This window comes from Streptomyces sp. NPDC092370 (genome assembly GCF_044755265.1).
In the GTDB taxonomy this organism is placed as follows: domain Bacteria; phylum Actinomycetota; class Actinomycetes; order Streptomycetales; family Streptomycetaceae; genus Streptomyces.
On sequence record NZ_JBIVQO010000007.1, the window covers coordinates 222,986 to 244,263 of the forward strand.

Annotated in this window: 14 protein-coding genes and 1 pseudogene; 3 read left to right on the forward strand and 12 right to left on the reverse strand. The window is 72.3% G+C overall.

Going from position 1 to position 21,278, the window contains the following annotated elements; all coding sequences use genetic code 11:
• Nucleotides 1-130: 130 nt before the first annotated feature.
• The 7 genes and pseudogenes from ACIQHQ_RS22450 to ACIQHQ_RS22480 form a co-directional block, all read right to left on the reverse strand.
• A complete protein-coding gene (locus tag ACIQHQ_RS22450) occupies nt 131-3,043 on the reverse strand; it encodes an ATP-binding protein (RefSeq protein WP_402614008.1) in 2,913 nt (970 codons plus the stop codon).
• A gap of 193 nt (nt 3,044-3,236) precedes the next feature.
• Nucleotides 3,237-4,241 (reverse strand): (-)-alpha-amorphene synthase, encoded by a 1,005-nt coding sequence (locus tag ACIQHQ_RS22455; protein WP_402614011.1) that lies wholly within the window; start codon nt 4,239-4,241, stop codon nt 3,237-3,239.
• Nucleotides 4,225-5,700, reverse strand: coding sequence for a cytochrome P450 (locus ACIQHQ_RS22460; RefSeq protein ID WP_402614014.1), 1,476 nt, complete (start codon nt 5,698-5,700; stop codon nt 4,225-4,227). The genes ACIQHQ_RS22455 and ACIQHQ_RS22460 overlap by 17 nt, the downstream gene beginning before the upstream one ends.
• An 853-nt stretch (nt 5,701-6,553) precedes the next feature.
• Nucleotides 6,554-8,593 carry a CocE/NonD family hydrolase gene (locus ACIQHQ_RS22465; protein ID WP_402614017.1) on the reverse strand — a complete coding sequence of 680 codons (2,040 nt, stop codon included), beginning with the start codon at nt 8,591-8,593 and terminating at the stop codon, nt 6,554-6,556.
• Between the two features lie 16 nt (nt 8,594-8,609).
• Nucleotides 8,610-9,923 carry an acetyl-CoA carboxylase biotin carboxylase subunit family protein gene (locus tag ACIQHQ_RS22470; protein ID WP_402614020.1) on the reverse strand — a complete coding sequence of 438 codons (1,314 nt, stop codon included), beginning with the start codon at nt 9,921-9,923 and terminating at the stop codon, nt 8,610-8,612.
• Nucleotides 9,924-10,082: 159 nt separating this feature from the next.
• A pseudogene (locus tag ACIQHQ_RS22475) lies at nt 10,083-10,371 on the reverse strand (ATP-binding protein); the annotation flags it as partial.
• Nucleotides 10,372-10,552: 181 nt separating this feature from the next.
• Entirely contained in the window at nt 10,553-11,179 is a 627-nt protein-coding gene (locus tag ACIQHQ_RS22480) for a LysE family translocator (RefSeq protein ID WP_402614023.1), read from the reverse strand.
• A gap of 111 nt (nt 11,180-11,290) precedes the next feature.
• Between ACIQHQ_RS22480 and ACIQHQ_RS22485 the strand changes: the two genes are divergently transcribed.
• Nucleotides 11,291-11,743 carry an Lrp/AsnC family transcriptional regulator gene (locus tag ACIQHQ_RS22485; protein ID WP_402614025.1) on the forward strand — a complete coding sequence of 151 codons (453 nt, stop codon included), beginning with the start codon at nt 11,291-11,293 and terminating at the stop codon, nt 11,741-11,743.
• A 668-nt stretch (nt 11,744-12,411) separates the two neighbouring features.
• Here ACIQHQ_RS22485 and ACIQHQ_RS22490 read toward each other — a convergent pair.
• Nucleotides 12,412-12,927 carry a putative immunity protein gene (locus tag ACIQHQ_RS22490; protein ID WP_402614028.1) on the reverse strand — a complete coding sequence of 172 codons (516 nt, stop codon included), beginning with the start codon at nt 12,925-12,927 and terminating at the stop codon, nt 12,412-12,414.
• 448 nt (nt 12,928-13,375) lie between these two features.
• Nucleotides 13,376-14,464 carry an AI-2E family transporter gene (locus ACIQHQ_RS22495; protein ID WP_402614030.1) on the reverse strand — a complete coding sequence of 363 codons (1,089 nt, stop codon included), beginning with the start codon at nt 14,462-14,464 and terminating at the stop codon, nt 13,376-13,378.
• Between the two features lie 650 nt (nt 14,465-15,114).
• Here ACIQHQ_RS22495 and ACIQHQ_RS22500 point away from each other — a divergent pair.
• Nucleotides 15,115-15,330 (forward strand): hypothetical protein, encoded by a 216-nt coding sequence (locus ACIQHQ_RS22500; protein WP_402614033.1) that lies wholly within the window; start codon nt 15,115-15,117, stop codon nt 15,328-15,330.
• Nucleotides 15,331-15,679: 349 nt separating this feature from the next.
• Here ACIQHQ_RS22500 and ACIQHQ_RS22505 read toward each other — a convergent pair whose 3' ends face one another.
• Nucleotides 15,680-16,171, reverse strand: a complete 492-nt coding sequence (locus ACIQHQ_RS22505; RefSeq protein ID WP_402614035.1) for a DUF2243 domain-containing protein — start codon at nt 16,169-16,171, stop codon at nt 15,680-15,682.
• 136 nt (nt 16,172-16,307) lie between these two features.
• Between ACIQHQ_RS22505 and ACIQHQ_RS22510 the strand changes: the two genes are divergently transcribed.
• Nucleotides 16,308-16,841 (forward strand): hypothetical protein, encoded by a 534-nt coding sequence (locus ACIQHQ_RS22510; RefSeq protein WP_402614037.1) that lies wholly within the window; start codon nt 16,308-16,310, stop codon nt 16,839-16,841.
• A gap of 72 nt (nt 16,842-16,913) precedes the next feature.
• Here ACIQHQ_RS22510 and ACIQHQ_RS22515 read toward each other — a convergent pair whose 3' ends face one another.
• Entirely contained in the window at nt 16,914-19,190 is a 2,277-nt protein-coding gene (locus tag ACIQHQ_RS22515; RefSeq protein WP_402614040.1) for a S9 family peptidase, read from the reverse strand.
• Entirely contained in the window at nt 19,163-20,947 is a 1,785-nt protein-coding gene (locus ACIQHQ_RS22520) for an N-acetylglutaminylglutamine amidotransferase (RefSeq protein WP_402614043.1), read from the reverse strand. Before ACIQHQ_RS22520 ends, ACIQHQ_RS22515 begins: the two co-directional genes overlap by 28 nt.
• Nucleotides 20,948-21,278 lie beyond the last annotated feature (331 nt).

Here is a 21,278-nt window from a genome sequence, read left to right on the forward strand (position 1 = left end):
GCCGCACGGACCTCACCGAGTTCGGATTCGGGGAGTCGAGGGGGTATGGGAGGGCCGACGCGCGACCGCGGTGAGCGGTCGCGGAGTGCGGTTGCCCGGCGGCCGGGTGCGTGGCGCACGGGCCTGCCCGTCACCGTCCGGGCCGAGGACCGGCCTCCAGCGCCGCCCCGAGGCCGGCCGCGTCCGTGCCGAGTTTGCGGTACACGCAGGACAGCCGCTGCCGTACCCCTTGCACGGTGATCCCCAGCTCCATCGCGACCACCGACGCAGGGAGGCCCCCGGCGGTCATCTCGGCGGCCTTGCGTTCCTGAGCCGTGAGCATGTCGGTCTGTGCGTAGCGCAGGGGCAGGGGGCGCAGTCCGGCCGCGGAGAGTTCCCGCCTGGCCCGGGCGGCGAGACCCTCGGCACCGCAGTGCACCGCGCCTTCCAGACCCTGGTACAGCCGGTCGGCGGCGTCGTGCAGACGGCCGGCGCGGGCCAGCGCGGCCCCGTGGCCGACCAGGGCACGGGCCAGTTCGTACGCGGCGGGCGACTGCTGGAGATGGTCGACGGCCGCCGCGTGCGTCTCGAGCGCCGCCTCCCCGCCCGTCACCTCCGCCCGGGCGTGCAGCGCCTGGCCGATCGCGGAGGCCGCGCCGAAGTCACGGGCCCGCTTCACGGCGTCCTGCGCGTGGCGCACCGCCAGGTCGGGAGCACTGCGCGACAGGGCGGACGCCAGTCCCAGTTGCCAGGGACACCAGGCGGGGTTGCGCCAGTCCCGGCCCTCCAGCCACTCGCCGACAGCGGTCAGCAGGTCGGCGGCGTCGTCGAGCCGGCCCTCGGCCAGGAGCAGCTCGGCGTAGACGGTTCGCGGGTCGGGGTAGATGACGGCGTTCGGGATGTGCTCGCCGTAGTGGTACCTGTCGGCGAGCCGGCGTGCCGCCACGACACGGCCGCGGGCCAGCAGTGTCTGGATCAGGATGCCGATGGCGAACCACTGGGCGGGGACCGCGCCTTCCACCCGGTCGGCGATGCGCAGGCCCTCCCGCACCAGGTTCTCCGCCTCGGCCAGGCACCCGCGGCGGTACCGGATGTACCCGGAGAGCGTCTGGCCCAACGCCAGATGGGAGCCGCGCCAGCCCTTGGACTCGCACTCGGCCATGCCCTTCGCGAACAGTTCCTCGGCCCGTCGCGGCTGGTCGCAGTACATGAACACCAGAGCGACCGAGACGGGAACCTCGAAGCCCCGGTTCTCGTGGGTCCAGCTCAGTCCGCCGCGCAGGGCCTCCTCGGCGTAGGCGAGTGCCTTCTGCCGGGGCTCGCCGCGCATCATGGCGTCCCAGGCGCGCGAGCCGAGGATGCAGCGCTCCTCCAGACCACGGCCGGGAAGCCGGTCGGCCAGCCGGGCCAGTGCCCGCGAACGGCCGGCGGAGTCCGCCTCGTCGGTGCGGAACGCGCTCCACACGAAGTGGTCGGCCTGCATCCGCAACCGGATCCGGGGATGGGCGCCGGCCCGCTTGGCCTCATGAGCGGCCACTGTCGCGGCCTCCGCCATCCGGTCGGTGTGGGCCAGCGCCTGGGTCAGCCGGTACACCATCGAGGCACGCAGCTCGGGGTCGATGTCCTCTTCCGTGAGCGCCTCCCGCAGATGCGTGACGGTGGCCGTGGGCTTGATGAGGAAGGTCGCGCAGGCGAGTTCGTGCAGCAGCGCGGCGCGGTCCTCGGGAAGCGGCGGCTCCTGAAGGGCCCGGTTCAGCAGCCGCCGGGCCGCCTCCGGGGCACCGGAGTGCAGGGCTTCACGGGCGGCCTGCCGCAGACAGGCGACGGCCTCGGTGCTGCCCTCGCAGGGCACTTCGAGCAGGTGCCGGGCCGCGGCGGCGTAGCCGAGTCCGGCCGCCCGGACGGCCTCCGCGGCCGAGTTGTGCAGGCCCTCACGCAGGCTCGGCGCGATGGACCGGTAGATCGTGGTGGCGATCAGCGGGTGGACGAAGGCCAGGCGCTCCCCCGGCCCCTCGCCGTCGGCCAGGATGCGGGCGGCGCGCAGTTTCTCCGTGGCCTCGGCCGCCGCCGTGCGGCCGATCGCCGCAATACGGGCGGCCAGTTCCGGCGAGATGACCTGTCCGAGGACGGCCGCCGCGTAGGCGAAGCGGACGGTGGTGGTGCCCAGCCGCTGAAGTCGTTCGATCAGCCCTGGTCCCTTCACGGCGGCGGCCAGGTCCCGCATCACGGGAAGGTCCTCGCTGGTGCCCCTCAGATGGCGCTCGCCGAGCCTGATGGAGAGCTCCACGGCCTCGAAGGGGCTCCCTCCGGTGGCCTCCCAGCACTCCTCGCAGAACGCGTCCTCGGCCTCCTCGCCGACCTCGTCCCGGACGATCCGTGCCACGGCCGTCGCGCTGAGCGGCGCCAGGACGAAGGGGCGGTTTCCGAGGTCGGGGGACGGAGCGCTGAAGGCGGCCGCCTCGAGCGGCAGTTCGTCGGGCCGGAAGGCGACGACGATCAGCAGCGAGAGGTCCACGGCCCGGGGCGCGAACGAGGCGAGCCAGCTCAGTGATTCGACGTCGGCCCAGTGCAGGTCGTCCAGAAGCAGCACGACGGGTGCCTTCATCACCGCCAGGCGGGTCATCACCCAGTCGAGTCCGTCTCGGACCCCGGTCGGATCCGGCACATGGCCGCTCGGCGTCGCGACCAGGCCGAGCGCGGCGCCGACGATGTCGTGCCAGCCGCCCAGGAAGGTGCGGAGCTCCTTGTCGTCCATGGACGCCAGCGCGGGCTGGACGACCTGGCGCACCAGGTGGAACGCCAGCTCCTGCTCCTTCTCGCCGCCCCTGCCGGACAGCACGGTGAACCCCTGTGCCCGGGCCCGGGCCCGGGCCTCGGTCAGCAGGGCGGTCTTGCCCATCCCGGCAGGGCCGGTGAAGGCGAGGAGTCCGCCGCGTGGCGCCCGGGGCAGGCCGTCGACGGTGTCACACAGACCCGTCAGCGCCGAGTCGAGGGCGCGGAGCTCCTTGCGGCGCTCGAGCAACGGCCGTGTCTCGGGCGGGGGTTGCCGCAGCTCGTTCGCCATGTGCCGTACCGCTTCCTGTCGTCGCCCGTCGGGAGGCAGCGAGAGCGTACGCCTCCCGACGGGCACCGTTCCGCATTCTGGAACGAGCACGACGAAGAAGGGTGAATGACCTGCCACAGGCGCGTGAAACGCGGGTTCGGCGGGTACCGTCGCTTGAATGGGCACCCGCCTCGCGGCCTGTCGAAGCGCCCTCTCACCCCAAGGCCGGGCCCGCCGCATCCGCGTAGCGCGGCACCGTGCGGGACCAGTAGTAGCAGCCGCCGATCCAGCCGGCCATGCCTTCCACATAGCCGACGCCCGAAGGGCTCAACGACGGTCCGATCTCGTCGTAGACCGTCTCGAACTCGCGGATCGTGCGGTTGATCTGCTGGATGGCCAGGGTGACGGCCATCGGCAGGGGGCACTGGTGGGCCCGCTGGTAGGCGAGGGCCAGGTTGATCACCTCGCCGGACCGTTGCTCCTTGACCGCGGAGAAGAGGTCGGGGATCCACACCGCGGCGTCGGCCGACAGCCGGGTCAGATGCCGCATGAGCGGGTGGTGGAGTTCCCCGGAGCTCAGCTCGCACGGCTGCGCGGCCTCGCACAGCGGGAAGAAGGGCTCGACGCCCGCCGTGAGGGACCGTATCGAGGTGCACAGCCCGGACCGCAGGGGGGAGGGGTGGGCCTGGGCCACCGCCTCGTACAGCAGTCCGTGCACGTACTCGCGGCTCTTCCAGGCCCAGCGCGCGGCCTGCGCGGGTGTGCACCGTTCGCGGACCCGCCGGTACAGGTCGGCCAGCGCCGCTCCCAGAGGGGTGGAGGCCGGTGCTCCGTCCCGCAGGATCGCGATGCTCTCACACAGCATCGGCAGCAGCCGGCCCGGCCGGCGCCGGCCGACCTCCTCGGCCCGGTCGTCGAAGACGAACTGGTACGCGATCTGGTCGGCGACGAGTTGCAGCACGCCGGGATCCGCGTCGGGGCTGTTGTAGGACGCGAGTTCGCCCGGGCGGGTGCGGGAGATCATGACCGGCACTCCCGGTTCGTCACTCAGTCCGGTCCTGCGCAGCCACTGGTCGACGCCCGCCGTGGCCGCCGCTTCATGTGGGTTCCGGCGGAACGGGAAGGGCATGTAGAGATGAGCGTCGATGAGCTCCACCAGGGTGGAACTGGCGATCCCGCCCGGTGTGACGACCGCTGTTTCCTCATGCGTGGTGGACACCGCTGCCACCGCCCCTCCGGGTTTTCTCCACCCCGGCCACCGTGGGCGCGGCTCCGGTCGCGAGGGCGGCGGCGTGCGGCTCGGCGCCGCCCGGTGCGTCCGCCCGCGGTGCGCAGATCATCGTCAGGGACCTCGGGCCCAGCGTCGCGCCGGGGCGCGGCGGTGCGACGGGCCCGGCCGGATGCCGTAGCCGCCAACGGCCGGCGATGGTCGCCAGGGCCACCGTCATCTCGGCCATGGAGAACAGGTCGCCGATGCACTTGCGGCTGCCCGCGGCGAACGGGATGAGCGCCCCGTGCGGACCGGGGGCGGCCTCGCCCGCCGCCCAGCGCTCGGGCAGGAACCGGTCGGGCTCGGGGAACGACGCCGGGTCGTGGTGCAGCAGGTACGGGCTGTACAGGACCGTCGTTCCCCGCGGCAGCCGGCGTCCGGCCAGCTCCGCCTCGCGGGTCGTGACCCGGGTGAAGAGCCAGCCCGGCGGGGAGTGGCGCAGGGTCTCGGTGAGGACGGAGCGGGTGTAGACCAGACGCGGCAGATCGTCGACGTCGGGCAACCGGCCGCCGAGGACGGAGTCGACCTCGGCGTGCAGCCGCCGCTCCACCTCCGGGTGCCGGGCCAGGAGACTGAAGGCCGAGGCCAGACACATCGAGGGGCTCTCGGAACCGGTGAGCAGGAGTGACACCAACTGGTCCTGGACCTCCCGGTCCGTGACCGAGGTCGTGCCGTCCTCGGCCTGGGCGGCCGCCAGCAGGAGCCCCAGCAGATCGTCGCGGGGCGGGCCCTGGCGGCGCTCGGCGACGGCCCCGTCGATGAGCTCGTGTACCCGCCGCACCGCGCGCCGGTAGCGGCGGTTCGCGGGAGTGGGAAGACGGAACAGGGCGTCGACCGGTACGACCGTGCGCACGAACAGGCCGCGGACGATGGCGGCGAGGCAGCGCCGCACCTCGTCGGTCGCGGCCGGACCGAGCGCGTCGGACAGCAGGAGCCGGCTGATCAGCCGGGTCGTCAGACCCAGTGTGGCGGCACTGACATCGACCTTCTGCCCGTCGCGCCAGTCACGGCACAGCGACTCGGCCTCCTCGGCCATCAGGTCCGTCTGAGCGGCGACGCCGGCAGGGCGGAAGGTGGGTTGCAGCATGCGGCGCTGACGCCTGTGCTCCCCGTGCGGACATGTGACGACGCCGTTGCCCATCAGCGCCCGAAGTCGCTCGTACTGCGGCCCGCCCTTGTCGAACGTCAGGGTGTCCCGGAGCATCCGGTGAACGAGCTCGGGGTGACACACCATCCACGCCCGCTGGGGGCCCAGGCGTATCTCGACCAGATCGCCTTGGGCGGGAAGAGAATTCAGAAACTCCAGCGGCCGACGGAACAAGGCGATACCGTGGCCGATGGATGGGAATATGCCTGGAGCAGTACCAACCGTCCATGCCTGTTCCGATTCAGGAACGGAACCGTTCATCGAAATACCACCCGCTTCGGTCGACCAGGGAAAACGGTGACTTTTCACCGACGTGGCGCTTGCACCATGTCCTGCCCAGTCCCAGTGGGCCGCCGACTCGACGAACCCCTCCTCCAGGGGGGCGCACGGGTGCACGGGGAAGCGCTGAGTGCATCACCACCGAAGTCCGTCAGGCGGCAGGCGGTCTTCTTCCGTCACTCGCGCTTCACGACCCGCCACCGCGCACCGCCGCGGGGCACCTCCCGGTCGAAGTGGGCGGCGTCCGACCCGCGCTGCAGGAGACGGAGCGGGCCCGATCCGTGCCGTCGTGCGGTCCGCGCCTGCCTGGGCAGCCGGCTGGTCGGCGTACAGCCACCGGCTCGACGCCCTGCATCCGAAGGGGCTCGGGCGGGCGCTGCCGTCGGTGTGCGCCGACGCCTGGTAGCCCTGCCGCTCAGAGGGAGCGGCCGCTGTCGACGAGCCGGGCCGGGTTCGCCAAAGTCATGGGTGTGCCCCTGTCGTTGTCGGCGGCGGGCACGGCGTCGGGGATGCCCTCATGGCAAGGCGGACGCGGCACGTGTCCGCGCCCGCCCCGCGCGGTGTCTCCGGCAAGCCGCCGCGGCCCCGACCGCCACCCGCCCGGCCGACGTTCCGAACAGCGGGTTGTCCCGTCGGCAGGGGACGGCCGTGGCACACCGGCGCATCGGTGTCCTGCAGCCGAGCTGAGCCGTCTCTTCGCCCGGGAACTGGGCCATGACGAAGAGGTCCTGGCCCTCTGGTAGAGGGCCAGGACCTCATCACCTACGACCTCTTCGGCATGGGCCCGCACGACGGGCACTTCCGCTGGTGCGCCGCCCGGCTCAGATGAAGCGGCCTACAGCAGGTCGCGGGGGATCTTCTCGTTCCAGGTGCGGGAGAAGACCCGCCGGTCCGCCTCGTACGCGTCGAGGGTCGCGTCGACGAAGAAGTCCGTCTCGTCGCACGTGAGCCGGGTGTGGGTGACCACCCGCGCGTCCCAGTCGTCCCGCCGGAACCGCATGGTCCAGGTGGTTTCGCCGCCGACCGAGGTGAAATCGTCGGCGACCGCCGTATAGCGCTCGTGGGCGCGGCGGCCGGCCTCCAGGCCGATGTCCTCGAAGCGGACCGTGCCCCGGTCCTTCACGATGTCCAGCTCGGAGTGATAGCCGATCAGGTCCCGCTTGACCTCCCAGCGCTCCTCCGGGGGCGTCACCTGGGTCATGGCGAGCGGGGGAGTGCCCTCGGGCTCGCCGAAGGGGGACGACGGCACCTCGTCGGGCTCGTCCACCGGCCGCACCGGCAGGGTGAGCGTGCTGGAGTGCTCGTGGACGCTGAGCATGGCCGGCTTGGGCGCCGGCCAGGCCAGCGGCCAGTACGACGTCGACAGGGACAGCCGGATGCGGTGGCCCGGCGGGAACGCCTGCGCCACACCGTTCAGCGGGATGGTGGCCCGGTAGCGTCGGCCCGGCTCCAGCAGCTCGGGAGACTCGGTGCTGTCACGCCGGGTCAGATTGAGAATGCCGTACGACACGCGCGTCGCGGCGCCGTCGGGGCTCACGTCGGACAGCCGCGCGGCCACCAGGGCGACCGGCTCGCTGACCGACAGGTCGAGCTCCACGGTCGGCGAGCCGAGGATCTCCACCGGCTCGGTCAGCGGCTCGGTGTCGAAGACGAGCGAACCGCCGTCCTCCTCCCGCTGGTCGTAGGGCAGGTCCGGCGGCGCGTTGTACGAGGCCCACTTACCCGCGAACTGCCCGACCGACAGCGGCGACCGGACGGTCATCGCCTCACCGCCCTCGGGCGCCCGGGCCTCGGTCTCCCGCGGTGGCCCGATCGTGTGCCGGGTGAGCGGGTGCCTGACGGGCCGGATGTGCGGAGACGGCCAGTCCGGCTCGCCCACCCAGCGGCCCGGCCGCTCCTCGTAGGAGGTGGAGGGCGGCACGCTGTCCTGCATCCACGCCTGGAGCATCGGCCCGTCCATGACGCCGTTGTCGACGCCCTTGAGCCAGTGGTCCCACCACCGCACGAGCTCCTGGAGGTAGCCGATCGCGGGACCGGGCTCCCCGAGGTGCGGGAACTTGTGCGACCAGGGCCCGATCAGCCCCTTGCGGGGCACGTCCAGGTTGCCGAGCAGCCGGGTCACGGCGTTGGAGTAGCCGTCCGCCCAGCCGCTGGAGGCCAGGACCGGGCAGCGCACGCTGGAGTAGTCCTCGCACACCGAGGCGTGCCGCCAGTAGTCGTCGCGCCGCTGGTGACGCAGCCACTGCAGGACCCAGGGCTCGGTGTTCTCCAGCCGCTCGTGCCACATCTCGCGCCAGCGGTCGCCGACGACGGACGGGTCGGGCGGGCAGGTGCCGTAGGCGAACATGGTGCCCGCCTCGGCGAGGTTGTCCGACAGCAGGGCGCCGCCCATGTAGTGCATGTCGTCGGCGTGCCGGTCGTCGGTGAACGAGGCGATGGCGATGGCCTTCAGGCTCGGGGGCCGGCGGGCCGCCACCTGGAGCGCCGCGAACGCGCCCCAGGAGATGCCCATCATGCCCGTGCCGCCGTCGCACCAGGGCTGCTCCGCCAGCCAGGCCAGGACCTCCTCGGCGTCCGCCTGCTCCCGTTCCAGGTACTCGTCGCGCAGCACGCCCTCCGAGTCACCGGTGCCGCGCAGGTCGACGCGGACGCAGGCATAACCATGCCCGGCGAGGTAGGGGTGGTGGATCGAGTCGCGTACGGCGGTCAGGTCGCGCTTGCGGTACGGGATGTACTCCAGCACCGCCGGCACCGGCTCCTGGTCGGAGGAGGTGGGGCGCCAAATGTGCGCGGAGAGCCGGACCCCGTCGGACATCGGGATCGTGACGTGCTCTTCTTCCTTCGTCTCGTACGGCAGGTTGGTCACGTAACGCATGGAAGTGACGTGCTCCTCACTTGCGCGCGGCGTCGCCCTCGGACGGGGCGTCCTCGAAGGCGAGGCCCAGGGCGGCCACGCAGTGGTCGAACTTCTTCCGCAGATCCGCCTCGTCGGCTCCGCCGGTGTAGATGTGCGCCAGCTCGTAGCTGTAGCTGTCCTGCCCGGGAAGGTCCGAGAGCCTCTCGCCCTCCTTGGGGATCACCTCGATGCGCACGCCCGGGGTCTCCCGCTCGATGCGGGCGATCTCCTCGGGACTCGGCACCCGGCGCACCACACCGTCGGTGAACCAGCGGTGGTACCACTTCGCGGCCATCGCGTACGAGCCCTCGCGGTGTGGCATGCGCGGGTCCTCGCCGAGGGCGAGGCTGACCATGCAGTGATGGTTGGGCACGCCGTCGACGTACTGGAACAGCTCCGCGTGGGACTGGGAGTGCCGGGGGTTGATCTCCAGCAGGTTGATCTCCTGGGTTCGCGGGTCGTAGAAGTACTCGATGCTGAAGGTGGCCGAGTCCATCCCGATCTGCCGCATCACCCGCTCGCTGACGTCGTGCAGTTGGGTGATGACCGGCGGCGGCAGCATCGAGGGGTACTGGTGGCGCAGGAAGCAGGAGGAGTCGGGGTACTGGATGGAGTCCAGGACCCCGTAGATGGTCACCTCGCCCCGGTGGACGTAGCCCTCGACGGCGACCTGGACGCCGGACAGCGCCTCCTCGGCGAGGCAGACCCGGCCACCCACGCCGTCCATCTCCGGTGGCAGGTCGATGCGTTCGAGAATGTGCTCGAAGGGGCGGCCGATGCGCGATATGCCGCCTCGGATCTCGGCGACGGCCTTGCGGAACTCCTCTTCGTCATCCACTCCGAAGGCGAGTTCGGAGGAGTACGAGAGGGCGGGCTTGAGCCACATCGGGAAGGTCACGTTCTCCGGCGGGCGCGGCGGGTCGGCCGACAGGTCGACCTGGTCGAAGCGCGGGTGCCGGTCGGTGGCCTTCTGCTGCTCCAGCCGGCTCCAGTACTTGTGCTCGCACTTGACCACCGACTCCAGGCTGGTGCTGCGGGTGCCGTAGCGCTCGCTCAGCATCGGGACGAGGGTGCTGACCGGGAAGTCCCAGTAGCCCACGATCGCGTCGATGCTGCCGTCGAACGCGTCCAGCACGCCCTGGGCCTTGTCGAACAGCGTGGGCAGGTGCACTTCGCCGACCTGGAGTTCCTCGATTGTCAGCAGCTGGTGGAAGCGCAGCCGGTCGGCTCCCGGGACCTGCTGGAGCGTGGGCAGATTGGCCTCGTCGAGCCCGATCACAAAGACGTTCTTCACCGTCTCGTCAGACACGGCTCTCCTTCCGACGACGTACGGCCCGAGGGCCGGCTTGCAAGATCGTCGGGGTACCCCTCCTACCTGCGGGCATGCCGCTTTGGACACCGCGCCCGTACCGGACGCCGGGGAACAGGGCCGCCGCGACCCGGGCACCCTCGACCCTGTGCGCTCGGCTCACACCCCGGCCGGCAAGGACTGTTTTGTCCAGATGGTCTTGCCCGTGGGAGTCCGGCGAGCGCCCCACCGTTCGGCGAGCTGGACGACGAGCAGCAGACCTCGTCCGCCCTCGTCGAAGACCCGGCCCGGCGCAAATGCGGCGCGGTGCTGTTGCCGTCGGACACCTCGCAGATGAGGGTCGCATCGCGGATCAGCCGCAGCTCGATGGGGGCGCCGCCGTAGCGGAGCGCATGGGTGACCAGCTCGCCGACGCCAGTTCGGTGGCAAACTCCGCCTGCGCCAGACCACATCCGGCCTGCGACATGGAGGTGCTCTCCGACGACCTGTGCAGCCGGCCGCCCGGCTGGATGATGAACACCGTCGCTCGTTCCCGCCGGGCTTCGAGTGCGCCGAGCCTCACCACCGGGACGGTGATCCCGCGCTGGGTTCCCCCGTGCTCGTCTTCGGCAGTCGCCTCCCTCGGTCCGTCAGACTGCCATGCGTTCCACCAGCAGAAAGCCGCCGATGACGATCATCAGGGCGCCGGAGGCACGGGTCACCGCCCGGGCCGCGGAGGGCCTGGTCCCCAGGACCGTGCGGGCCAGCACCCCCACGGTGAGGTAGACGACGGCGCAGGCGGTCATGTGCAGTGAGCCGAGCAGGCCGGTCTGGCCGGCGACCGGCCAGGCGCCCGCGGGGTCGATGAACTGCGGGAACAGGGAGAAGTAGAGCAGCAGGGCCTTGGGGTTGAGCCCGCTGGTACCCGCTCCCTTGAGCATGACCCGCACTCGGGAGGAGGTCCCGGATTCCGGCTCGGCCCCGGTGGCCGTCAGGGTGGCCGGCTGCCGCAGCACCCCCCACCCGAGCCACACCAGATAGCCGGACCCGGCCACGGTCAGCGCGGTGAGCAGCGTCCCCGAGCTCGCCACGATCACCACCAGGCCCGCGACCGCGAGCAGGGTGTACCCCGCGTATCCGGCGACCAGTCCGGCGACCGCCGGCACGACCGACCGGTCCCGCAGGCCCGCCGTGATCGCGTAGGCCCAGTCCGCGCCGGGGGTGAAGATCAGCAGCAGATTTACCGCCAGGAAGGCCGCCAGCGTCGTCGTGTCCATCGATCGTTCCCTCTCACGTGCCGTGGTGCGAGAGGGAGGCTAGGCCGGATCGGCCCGAAGGTGTTCCCTTCTTTACTCCTTGATCGCGTGATCTGGGGCAGAATCTTCTCCATGGATGCCCTGGACCGGAAAATTCTCACCGAGCTGCAGCTGGACGGCCGTCTCACCGTCACCGAGCTGGCCGCCCGCGTGAAACTGAGCGTCTCGCCCTGCCACCGCAGACTGCGCGATCTCGAACGTGAGGGCGCGATCCGCGGATATCGCGCGGTGGTGGATCCGGCCGCCGTGGGACTCACCTTCGAAGCCCTGGTCTTCGTCACCCTGCGCTGGGAGGACGCCGACACGGTCTCCGCGTTCGAAGAGGCGGTGACCGCCGTCCCGCACGTGCTCCAGGCCCAGCGCCTGTTCGGCGACCCCGACTACCTCCTGCGCGTCGCCACCACCGACCTGGGCGCCTTCCAGCAGCTCTACGACCAGCAGCTCGCCCGGCTTCCCGGCGTCCAGCGCCTCAACTCCACGCTCGTCATGAAACACGTCGTCGACGACCGCCCCCTGCCGGAGTGAGCGGCTCACCCCGGCGAACTCCTCCTGGACCGCCCCGGGGCGGGATGCCGGCCTCGTCGAGGCCGGCAGTGCTCTTGCCTGCCGGGCCTTTGATGTGCCCAGGAGAACAGGTGTCTCGTCGCCCACCGCCTGGGCGTGCGGCACTGTACGGCCTGTCCGGCGGCGGGAAGACGGACACGGCGGAGCGGGAACGTCCCGGAACACCGGCTCGTCGCCCCTGAGTTCGCCCACCTCCCGGTCGCCCACGCCTGACCTCGCCACGCCCGAATCCGCCCCATGCCGCCGACCCAGGGGGGCATCGTGCCCGACACCACGACACGACCACCGTCCTGCCCGCACTCCCCGCGCTGAGCGCGCAGGGCGAGCGCCTGATCGAGCTGAGGGTGCACGAGAGGACCGAGTCGTCCGCCGACGAGATCCGCACGTTCGCCGCCGGGGCCGGGGCCGGGGCGGGGGCCGGAGGGCCGGGGGCCGGGGGGTCGGGGCCGACGGCGACGGTGCGCCGCCGGCCGTGCGCCCGGACTTGGCCCCCGCCCTCGCGCCGCTGCTCCGCCGCGACGGCGAGGTGCCGGTGGATCAGCAACCTCCCGTGCCTGCGATGGCTCGGAGACCGAGAGGCGCCGGCGGCGATCAGCTCCGTGTGGACGGTGCTGACGCGCGACGCGCGCTCAGCAGTCAAACACCGACCAGCAGATGTCGTTGCGCAATCGCTGGTCGTCACATACGAGCTCGCGAATCGCCTCCGGGAGCTGGTCGCGCTGCCATTGGCACTCGCGTCGCCCTGCGGCCTCACTCTCGCCTTTCGGCGCGGCGGCGCGTGCGGCCTTGATCGCATAGGCAGCCGCACCGAGCTCGTGCGCGGCGACGTGTGCGACGACTGCGGCCTGGCCGGCGGCGTAGGCGGCATGCCGTGCTGCGCCGCGCAGGTCTCGAGCCGCGCCCATGGCATGGCCGCCCGCCGCGCGTGCCTGCATCATCTTGACCTCACCACGCGCCCAGGCGCGGGCATGCTCGAGCGCCTGGCGCGGCCGTGGGTCCTCAGGCCGAGCCGACTCGAAGAGGTCAAGGACGTGCTCTGCGCAGGCTGCCGCCCAAAGCGCGAGGAGATGGTGATCCGAGTCAGTGAGGGTCCCACCACGGCGGATCGTCACGAAGCGAGGGTCCCTGACCTTCGGGAGGATCATGGTTGGCATCCCTTTCGGCTGGTATGAAGCGAAGCCTGCAAACCCGGTGGTCGGTCTGGCAAGCCCGGCTAACACTTCCCGGCCGGACGAGACGAGCTCTCAGTGAGCCTTTGGTTCGCCTATCGAGTCATTCATGCCAATTTTCGGTGGCCGGATACGAAGACCGAACCCCAAGCGAAACGCCCGGAAAACGGCTTCTGCGGCCAACAACAGATCAGTTACGCGCCGGGTTCCTCACAAAAGCTGGCTCGTCCGGCTCGAGCACGGCCTCGATGTCGTGCGGCAGGCCGAATGGGTCATCGATCTCGGCCCGGACGGTGGCAAGCACGGCGGAGAGGTCGTGTTCACCTCCGCCGGGTGAACCGCTGGCGTCTGACCGGGACTCGCGCCGCGGTGCCGGCCCGCACGGCACCACGGTGGGGACCGCGGATCCGGAGGGGGCGCCGGCTCAACCCCCTCCCCGCAGCGCCTGGTACACGGACCACACCACAGCCACCAGGGGTACGGCCACCACCGCGCCGATCACCCCCGCCGCGACGGCCCCTCCGACCACCGCCAGGGCGACCACCACCGGGTGCAGGCGCACGGCCCAGCTCATCACGATGGGGTGCAGGAGGTGGCCCTCGATCTGGCCGATGACCACGATCAGGGCCACGACCACCAGGGCGATGAGCGGCCCCTTCGACGCCAGCGCGACGACCGCGGCGATCGCCAGAGCGATGGGCGAGCCGATCAAGGGGATGAACGCGGCCAGGAACTCCAGCAGGGCCAACGGCACGGCGAGCGGCACCCCGAGGGCGAACAGCGCGATGCCCACGAGGACCGCGTTGGTGGCCGCCACCAGCAGGATGCCGTGCGTGTAACCGGTGAAGGTCCGCCAGGCGGCCCCGGCCGCGACCGCGAACCGCTGCCGGGCCCGGCCGGGGAGCTGGTCGCACAACCACTGCCACTGCTTGTCGCCGGAGTGCGTGAAGAAGACCGCGCAGAACAGGGCCAGCGCGAGCACGGTCAGCACCTCGATCAGTCGGCTCGCACCACTGAGCGCCGTGCTGATGAGGGTGGAGCGGTGGTCCGAAAGGAGCTTGCCGATCCGCGACTGGAGGTCGTCGAACGCGTCCGCCGGGAGCCGGAAGGGCGGTTCCTCCAGCCGCCGCTCGATCCGGTCGATCCCCGCCACGAATTCCTTCTCCAGTCCGGTCCGCTGGTCCGCCACGGTCTCACCCACCAGAGCCAGTGCCCCGAGGACGAGGACGATGCCACCGATGAGCGCGACGGCGACCGCGAGCGGCCGGGGCATGTAACGGGCGAGGAGACCGGCCACGGGACGCAGCACCGCGGTGATGACGAGACCGAGGAAGACGGCGACGGCGACCCGGTGGAACTGCCCGAGCAGGGAGAAGGCGACCCGCACGACGATGCCGACCGCGATGAGCCGCCACGCGTACGCGGCCGCGGTCCGCAGCACGCCCGGCACGCGCGACTCGGCGTCATTCGGGCGGGGCAGGGCCGAGGCGGGTGGATCGGGGGGCGTCGACATCTCATGCCCGTACCACCCCTCGGCCGCCGAACCGCCGAGCCGGCCCGCAATTCCCCCGAAGGCCGGTACGGGCCCGGCCGGTCGGACGCCGGGTCCGGGGGACCTGCCGACGGTGATCCAGGCCGGTCCCGTCCCGCCGGTCGCCTGCCGACGGTGATCCAGGCCGGTCCCGTCCCGCCGGTCGCCTGCCGACGGTGATCCAGGCCGGTCCCGTCCCGCCGGTCGCGGTGGCCTGATGACGTCCGACCGGGGCGCCCGGCGAGGAAAGCCGCGGAGGCGACGCGGCAGATCCCCGCCGCGGCCGTCACCGTCAGCCGGTACGCACCATGTCCTCCGTTCCCTCACCGTCGCCGTGGAGTCTGTGCACACGGCAACAAGGCGGAAGACGGCCGCCGGATCCGTCTGTCACCGATCACGGACATTCCTCGGCGCGGTGGCCCGCGCACGGCCGCCTGAACAGCGCAAGCGGCCAGAGCGGCCGGTCGCCTACCGCCCCGACCCCGACCTGCCGCCGCGCCCCGCCGCACATCGGGCGGCACGAGCGAGCGGTGGGCCGGCGCGGTGTGCCCCGCTGCGCCGAGCGGCGGGCACCCGGGCGTTCGGCCATGCTGGGCCAGGTGGCACCCCTTCCACACGACAAGGAGCCCCGTATGCCCACGGACCAGGTCGGACGATTCCTGGCAGCCCTGGACCCGCAGCACCGCGAGGACATCGGCTCCCGGCCGCGCGAGGAGCAGGAACGCCTCGCGGGGGCCTGGGAGCGGGAGCTGGAGGCGGATGACGAGCTCGACACCCTCGACGAACTGTCACCGCCGGCGGCGGAGGCCGAGGCGGCCCGCCGCGTCCTGGAGCGCGAGACCGACTAGAGCGAACCCTCGCGGACTACCCCGCCCCCGGACGCTCCGGGACGTCGTCGCCCTTCCGCGCAGGCGCGACACCGTTGCGCTGCGCCGGACGGGAGCGTGACACGGGACGAGCTGACCGGGCCGGGCGCCACTGACGCGGGCCGGGACGTTCGGAGCTCCGCTCGATCCGCATTCCTCCGAAGCCGGCGCACATCCTGTCGGACAGCCGCGCCGCATCATCACGGACGCCGCGCATCTCGTACGGCTGCGGCGCCGGGGATCGCCGTACGGCGGTCTCTGTTCGAATCTCCGCGGCGATTTCCCCGGCATCGTGCGACGAAGACGGAGGCCGGCTTCTCGCCGACAGCCCTCAAGAGCCGCCCTCGCCCCGGTCGCGCCGGGCCGCACGGACGGCGAGGACCACGCCGACGAGCAGCAGGAGCAGGCCGGCGATGTTCCAGGCCCAGTCGTACGGCGTGACATCCACCCCGTAGCGGATCTGGTGCAGGCGCAGCAGCTTGTGGTCGACGATCCCGTCGAACACCTGGAACAGGCCCAGGCCCAGGAAGAGGCCCGCCCACGCAGAGGTCCGGACCAGGCAACGGCGGCGGCGCAGGTCGGCGTAGAGAAAGAATCCGGCGACCAGGCCCAGCAGCTCGACGCTGTGCAGCAGCCCGTCGGACAGCAGACCCACGCGAGTGGTGGAACGGTCGTAGAAATGGTGCCAGCCGAGGAGCTGGTGGAAGACGATCTCGTCGACCGCCGCCATCACGGCCGCCCCGATCAGCACGCAGACGGCCATCGACCTCCCGGGTTCGGGCCCGACGCCCGGGGAGGTGGTCGACCGGGCCGTTCTCGTCATGGGCATCGCCTCCTGCCGTGGTGCGGGCCCCCGCCACCCGCCGTCCCGTGCCGCCGCCGGGGGGAGACAGCGGCGACGTGCCTGCCGTCGCCGACGCGGAGGTGACCTGACGGTGATACCGGGTACCCGCCCCGACATGCTCAAGCGCGCACTGTGGCAGGGGCTGGTCGCCGGTACCGCCGGAGGCGTCGTGATGACCCTCGGCGAGAAGATCGAGCAGGCCGTCACCGGGCGGCCCGACTCCCATGTGCCGGCCCAGGTCCTCCAACGGCTCATCGGTCTGCCCGAACGTCCCGGCGCCCAGCCGCTGCCGGTCAACTGGGCCATGCACGTCGGCCAAGCCGCCCTGCTCGGCGTGCTGCGGTCGGTCATGGCCCAGTCGGGGCTGCGCGGGCCGTTCGCCTCCGCCAAGTTCGCCGTGGTCCGCCTCACCAACGACCAGATCCTGGAGAACGCCACCGGTGTGGGCGCCCCGCCGCCCACCTGGCCCCGCAGGGAACTCGTCGTGGACGTCCTGCACAAGACCGTCTACGCGTTCGTCACCGGCGCCGTCGCCGACGCCTTGGCGGCCCGCAACGGTCCCGGGCCCGGACAGCGCCACGCCGCCGTGCGCCCGGGCCGCCACGCCGGTGTCGGACCGCTTCCCCGCAGGCACGCGCACGGCACGTGAACCTGGACGACGGCAAGAGGTGCAGGGCGTCCCGGGCCGCGTCGACGTCCGTGACGCCGACCTGGACGCCGCTCACCCGTTGAGGTGTCGTGCCAGCCAGTCCGCGGCGGCACGGCGGAAGAGCCGCCGGTTGTCCGCACGCAGGAAGTCGTGTCCCTCGTCGCGCAGAGTCAGGAGTTCGGCGTGGACGCCCCGCTCTCGCGCGGCCCGTACGAACTGGTGCGACTCCCCGGGCGGCACGTTGGTGTCGTGTTCGCCGTGGACGGCGAGCAGCGGGGCGCGCAGCTGGTCGATGCGGTTCATCGGCGACAGGGCACGCAGCAGTTCGCGGTCGCGCTCCGGGTGGCCGTACTTGTGCGCCGCCGATTCCGCGATCCAGGGTTCCGTACCGGCGAAGAAGCTGAGGAAGTCCGACATGCCGCACACCGCGACGCCGGTACGGAAGAGATCCGGGTGCCACACGAGCGAGGCGAAGGTCAGATAGCCGCCGTACGAACGGCCCATGACCGCCAGCCGCGTCGGATCGGCGGGGCCCGCCGTGACCGCGTGGGCCGCGCAGTCCGCGACGTCGTCCAGCGCGGCGAAGCGGCCTGCGCCGAGGTCCGCGTCGACGAACGACCGGCCGTGCCCCGAGGATCCGCGTACGTCGGGTGCGAAGACGTCCAGGCCCCTTCCGGCCAGCTCGTGGTAGAGCGGGTTGAACACCGGACGTTCCTGTTCCTCCGGGCCACCGTGCAGGTGGATCACGCAGGGTGCCGGTTCGCCGGGGGAACGTCCCGGTGCCCTGTAGTACCAGCCGCTCAGGGACAGCCCGTCCCGCGCCGTCAGCCGCAGGGGGACGGGGCGTACCGGTGGGCGGCCCGGCGGGGTGGCGTCCGCGTCCCGGGCCGACCAGGGGGTGCGGAGCAGGGACACGCCTTCGTGGGCCCACCAGACGCCCGGCCGCCGCTGCGACCCGGACAGCGCGAGCAGCAGCCGCCCGGCGCCGGCGGCGGTCACGCGCGTGACGACCTCGTGAGGCAGGGCGAGGGGCCTGGCCGGGCCCGTGCTGTCCGCCGTCTGCCCGGCCGGGAAGGTCTCGACGAGTTCCAGCTCGCTCGCGCCCTGCGCGTTCCACGCCAGAGCGGCCGTGCGGCCGTCGTGGGCCAAGGCCAGGAGTTCGAGATCGTTTCCCTCGCGTTCGGCCACGACGGACACACCGCGCGGTCCTCCGTCGGCGTCCAGAGCGACTTCGAGGAGCGCCGCGTACTCGCGGTCGGCGTTGCTGCGCAGCCACAGCGTCCCGCCCTCGGGTGAGAACCGGCCGATCCACGGGTCGCCGTCGGCCACGGGCATCGCGAAGGTGGCCGCCGAGTCGGCGGTGCGCCGCACGACCGCCTCCCGCCGTCCGCGCGGCCCCCGGCGCAGCAGCACGAGTCCGCCGTCGTGGCTGAGGTCGCACGCTCGCAGGGAGGCGGCGTGCGTCTCCGCGGTCAGCAGCACGGGGGACGCCAGGCCGTCGGGGTCGATCAGGTAGACGGACAGGCCCCCGCCGGGCCGGGCCGCCGGGACCCCCGCCGAGCCGCCCGCCGGTGACCCTTCCGGCGCCGCCTCAGGGGTGCTTGCGTACGCCGATGCGGCGTCGGCCCCCGGTGACCCGTCGTACACGGCCGCGCCGAGGAGCCGCGCACGTCCGTCCCGGTCCGGCCGGTCGGCCGCCGGGCGGGCCCCGGCGAGCAGGCCGTCCGCCGGGCCGTGGCCGGACAGGGCCCGCCCCGCGAACCCCGGGGACGCGGGGGGCGGCGCAGCCGCGACGGTGACGGCGACGGCCGAGCCGTCGTGCGCCCAGCACCCCAGATAGGCGGAACTGGCCGGATCGGCCCCCGCCAGGATGCGGCGGCCGGTGCCGTCGGGCCGTACGCACAGCACCCGTGTGTGCTCACCGCCGCCCGGCGCGGTGGTGTACGCGATCCAGCGCCCGTCCGGTGACCAGGAGACCTCTTTGACGGGGTCGGGTGAGGAGTCGAGCAGCCGCACCTCCTCGCCGCCGACGGGGCCGGCCCAGAGCTGGGGGACGCCGCCCCGGTCGCAGATGAAGGCCGCCTCGGTGCCGTCGGCGTCGGCGGAGGGATACCAGCAGCCGTGCGCGCGCAGCCGGGTGACCGCGTCCTGCGGGCCTCCCGCATCCGGCAGCGGCACCGGAGCGGGGGCAGCCTCCCGGACGGCGCCGGAGAAGTCTCCCGCCCGGGCGTCCGTGGGCGTCCCGGGCGGGGGGCCGAGCGTCCCGGACCGCACGCGCGGGGACGCCGGATCGTACGCCGTCCGCACGCCCTCGCCGTCGGTCATGTGATCCCGTGGGTCTGCAGCCATATCTCCAGCAAAGCGATCTGCCACAGGGCGTTCGCACCCCGCTTGGTCCGGTGCTCGTCGGGCGCCGCGAGCAGCCGGGCCACGTACGACTCCTGGAACAGGCCGCGCCGCTTCGCCTCGGGTGCCTCGAGCGCCTCCCGTACTCGTTCCAGCACCGGGCCGGCCATATGCATGATGGCCGGAACCGGGAAGTAGCCCTTGGGGCGGTCGACGACCTCCAGGGGGAGGAGCTTGCGGCCCGCCTCCTTCAGCACGCCCTTGCCGCCGTCGGCCAGCTTGAGCTCCGGCGGGCAGGCCGCCGCCAGTTCCACCAGTTCGTGGTCGAGGAACGGCACCCGGGCCTCCAGGCCCCAGGCCATGGTCATGTTGTCGACCCGCTTGACGGGGTCGTCGACCAGCATCACGTGCGTGTCCAGCCGCAGGGCCGCGTCCAGCGCGGTCTCGGCTCCCGGGACCGCCATGTGCTCGCGCACGAAGCGGCCGGAGACGTCGTCCCGGGTCAGCAGGTCCGGGCGGAGCATGCCGGCGAGATCGGCGTGCGGCCGGTCGAAGTAGGTCGCCGCGTACCGCTCGGGTTCGTCCTCGCGCGGTACCCCGGCCAGTTCCGGATACCAGTGGTAACCGGCGAAGACCTCGTCGGCGCCCTGCCCGCTCTGGACGACCTTGACCTCTTTGGACACCTGCTCGGACAGCAGATGGAAGGCGACCACGTCGTGGCTGATCATCGGCTCGCTCATGGCCGCGATCGCACCGTCCAGCGCCGTGGACACCCGGTCGGAGGGGACCATCAGCCGACGGTGTTCGGTTCCGAACTCGCGTGCCACCAGGTCCGAGTAGTGGAACTCGTCCCCCTGCTCTCCGCCCTCCGACTCGAACCCGACGCTGAAGGTCCTCAGGTCGCGCTGGCCCTCGTCGGCGAGCAGCCCGACGATGAGGCTGGAGTCCAGGCCGCCGGAGAGCAGGACACCCACCGGTACGTCGGACACCATCCGGCGGCGCACGGCCGTGCGCAGCGCTTCGAGCACAGTGTCACGCCATTCGTCCGGGCCCATGCCGGTGTGCTCGGGCCGACGCGTGTAGGAGGGCTGCCAGTAGCGGTGGTCCCGGTGGGTGCCGTCCGGCTCGACGACCCGCACGGTGGCCGGGGGGAGCTTGCGCACGCCGTTGAGGATCGTGTGCGGCGCCGGGACGGTCGCGTGCCAGCTCAGGTAGTGGTGCAGGGCCACCGGGTCGAGTGAGGTGTCCACGTCCCCGGCGGCGAGGAGGGCGGGCAGTGTCGACGCGAACCGCAGCCGGCCCGGCGTCCGCGCCAGGTACAGGGGCTTGATCCCGAGCCGGTCGCGAGCGAGGACGACACGGCCGGTCCGGTGCTCGACGACGGCGAACGCGAACATGCCGTGGAAGCGCTCGACGCAGGCGGTTCCCCACTCCAGGTAGGCGTTGAGCACCACCTCCGTGTCCGAGGTGGACGTGAAGCGGTATCCGAGGCCGCGCAGTTCCTCGCGCAGTTGCGGATAGTTGTACACGCAGCCGTTGAAGACGCCGGTGACCTGCCCGCGGGCGTCGGTCATCGGCTGGGCCCCCTGGTCCGACAGATCGATGATCTTCAGCCGCCGGTGCCCCAGGGCGACCGCGCCCCGCGTCCAGGTCCCCTCCCCGTCGGGCCCGCGGGCGGCGAGCCGACCGCTCATGCGCTCGACGGCCGTCAGGTCGGCCGGGCCGCCGTCGAAGCGGATCTCCCCGCTCAACCCGCACATGACATCCCGCCTCCCTTCCGCGTGCCGGCGGTCACGCGCGGCCGGTGCATCGACGCGCCCCCTCCGGCGAGGACTCGGACGGTTCTGCGAGACATGACAAAGCCCTTTCTGCTCAGGGACGGGAGCCGAGTCGTACGGCTGCGGGGCGCGCGAAGGCGACGGCCTCTTCCGGGCGTACCCGCGGTGCGCCACGGCGGTCCCCGGGTGATGTGCACCGGTACGTCGGTGGCCGATGCAGCCGGACGTCCCCGGACCGGTCGGGAGGCACGCGCCGTGCACCTCTCTCCCACGTGGATGCCCATGCTCACGGTCACTCCTAGGGGTGCCGGGC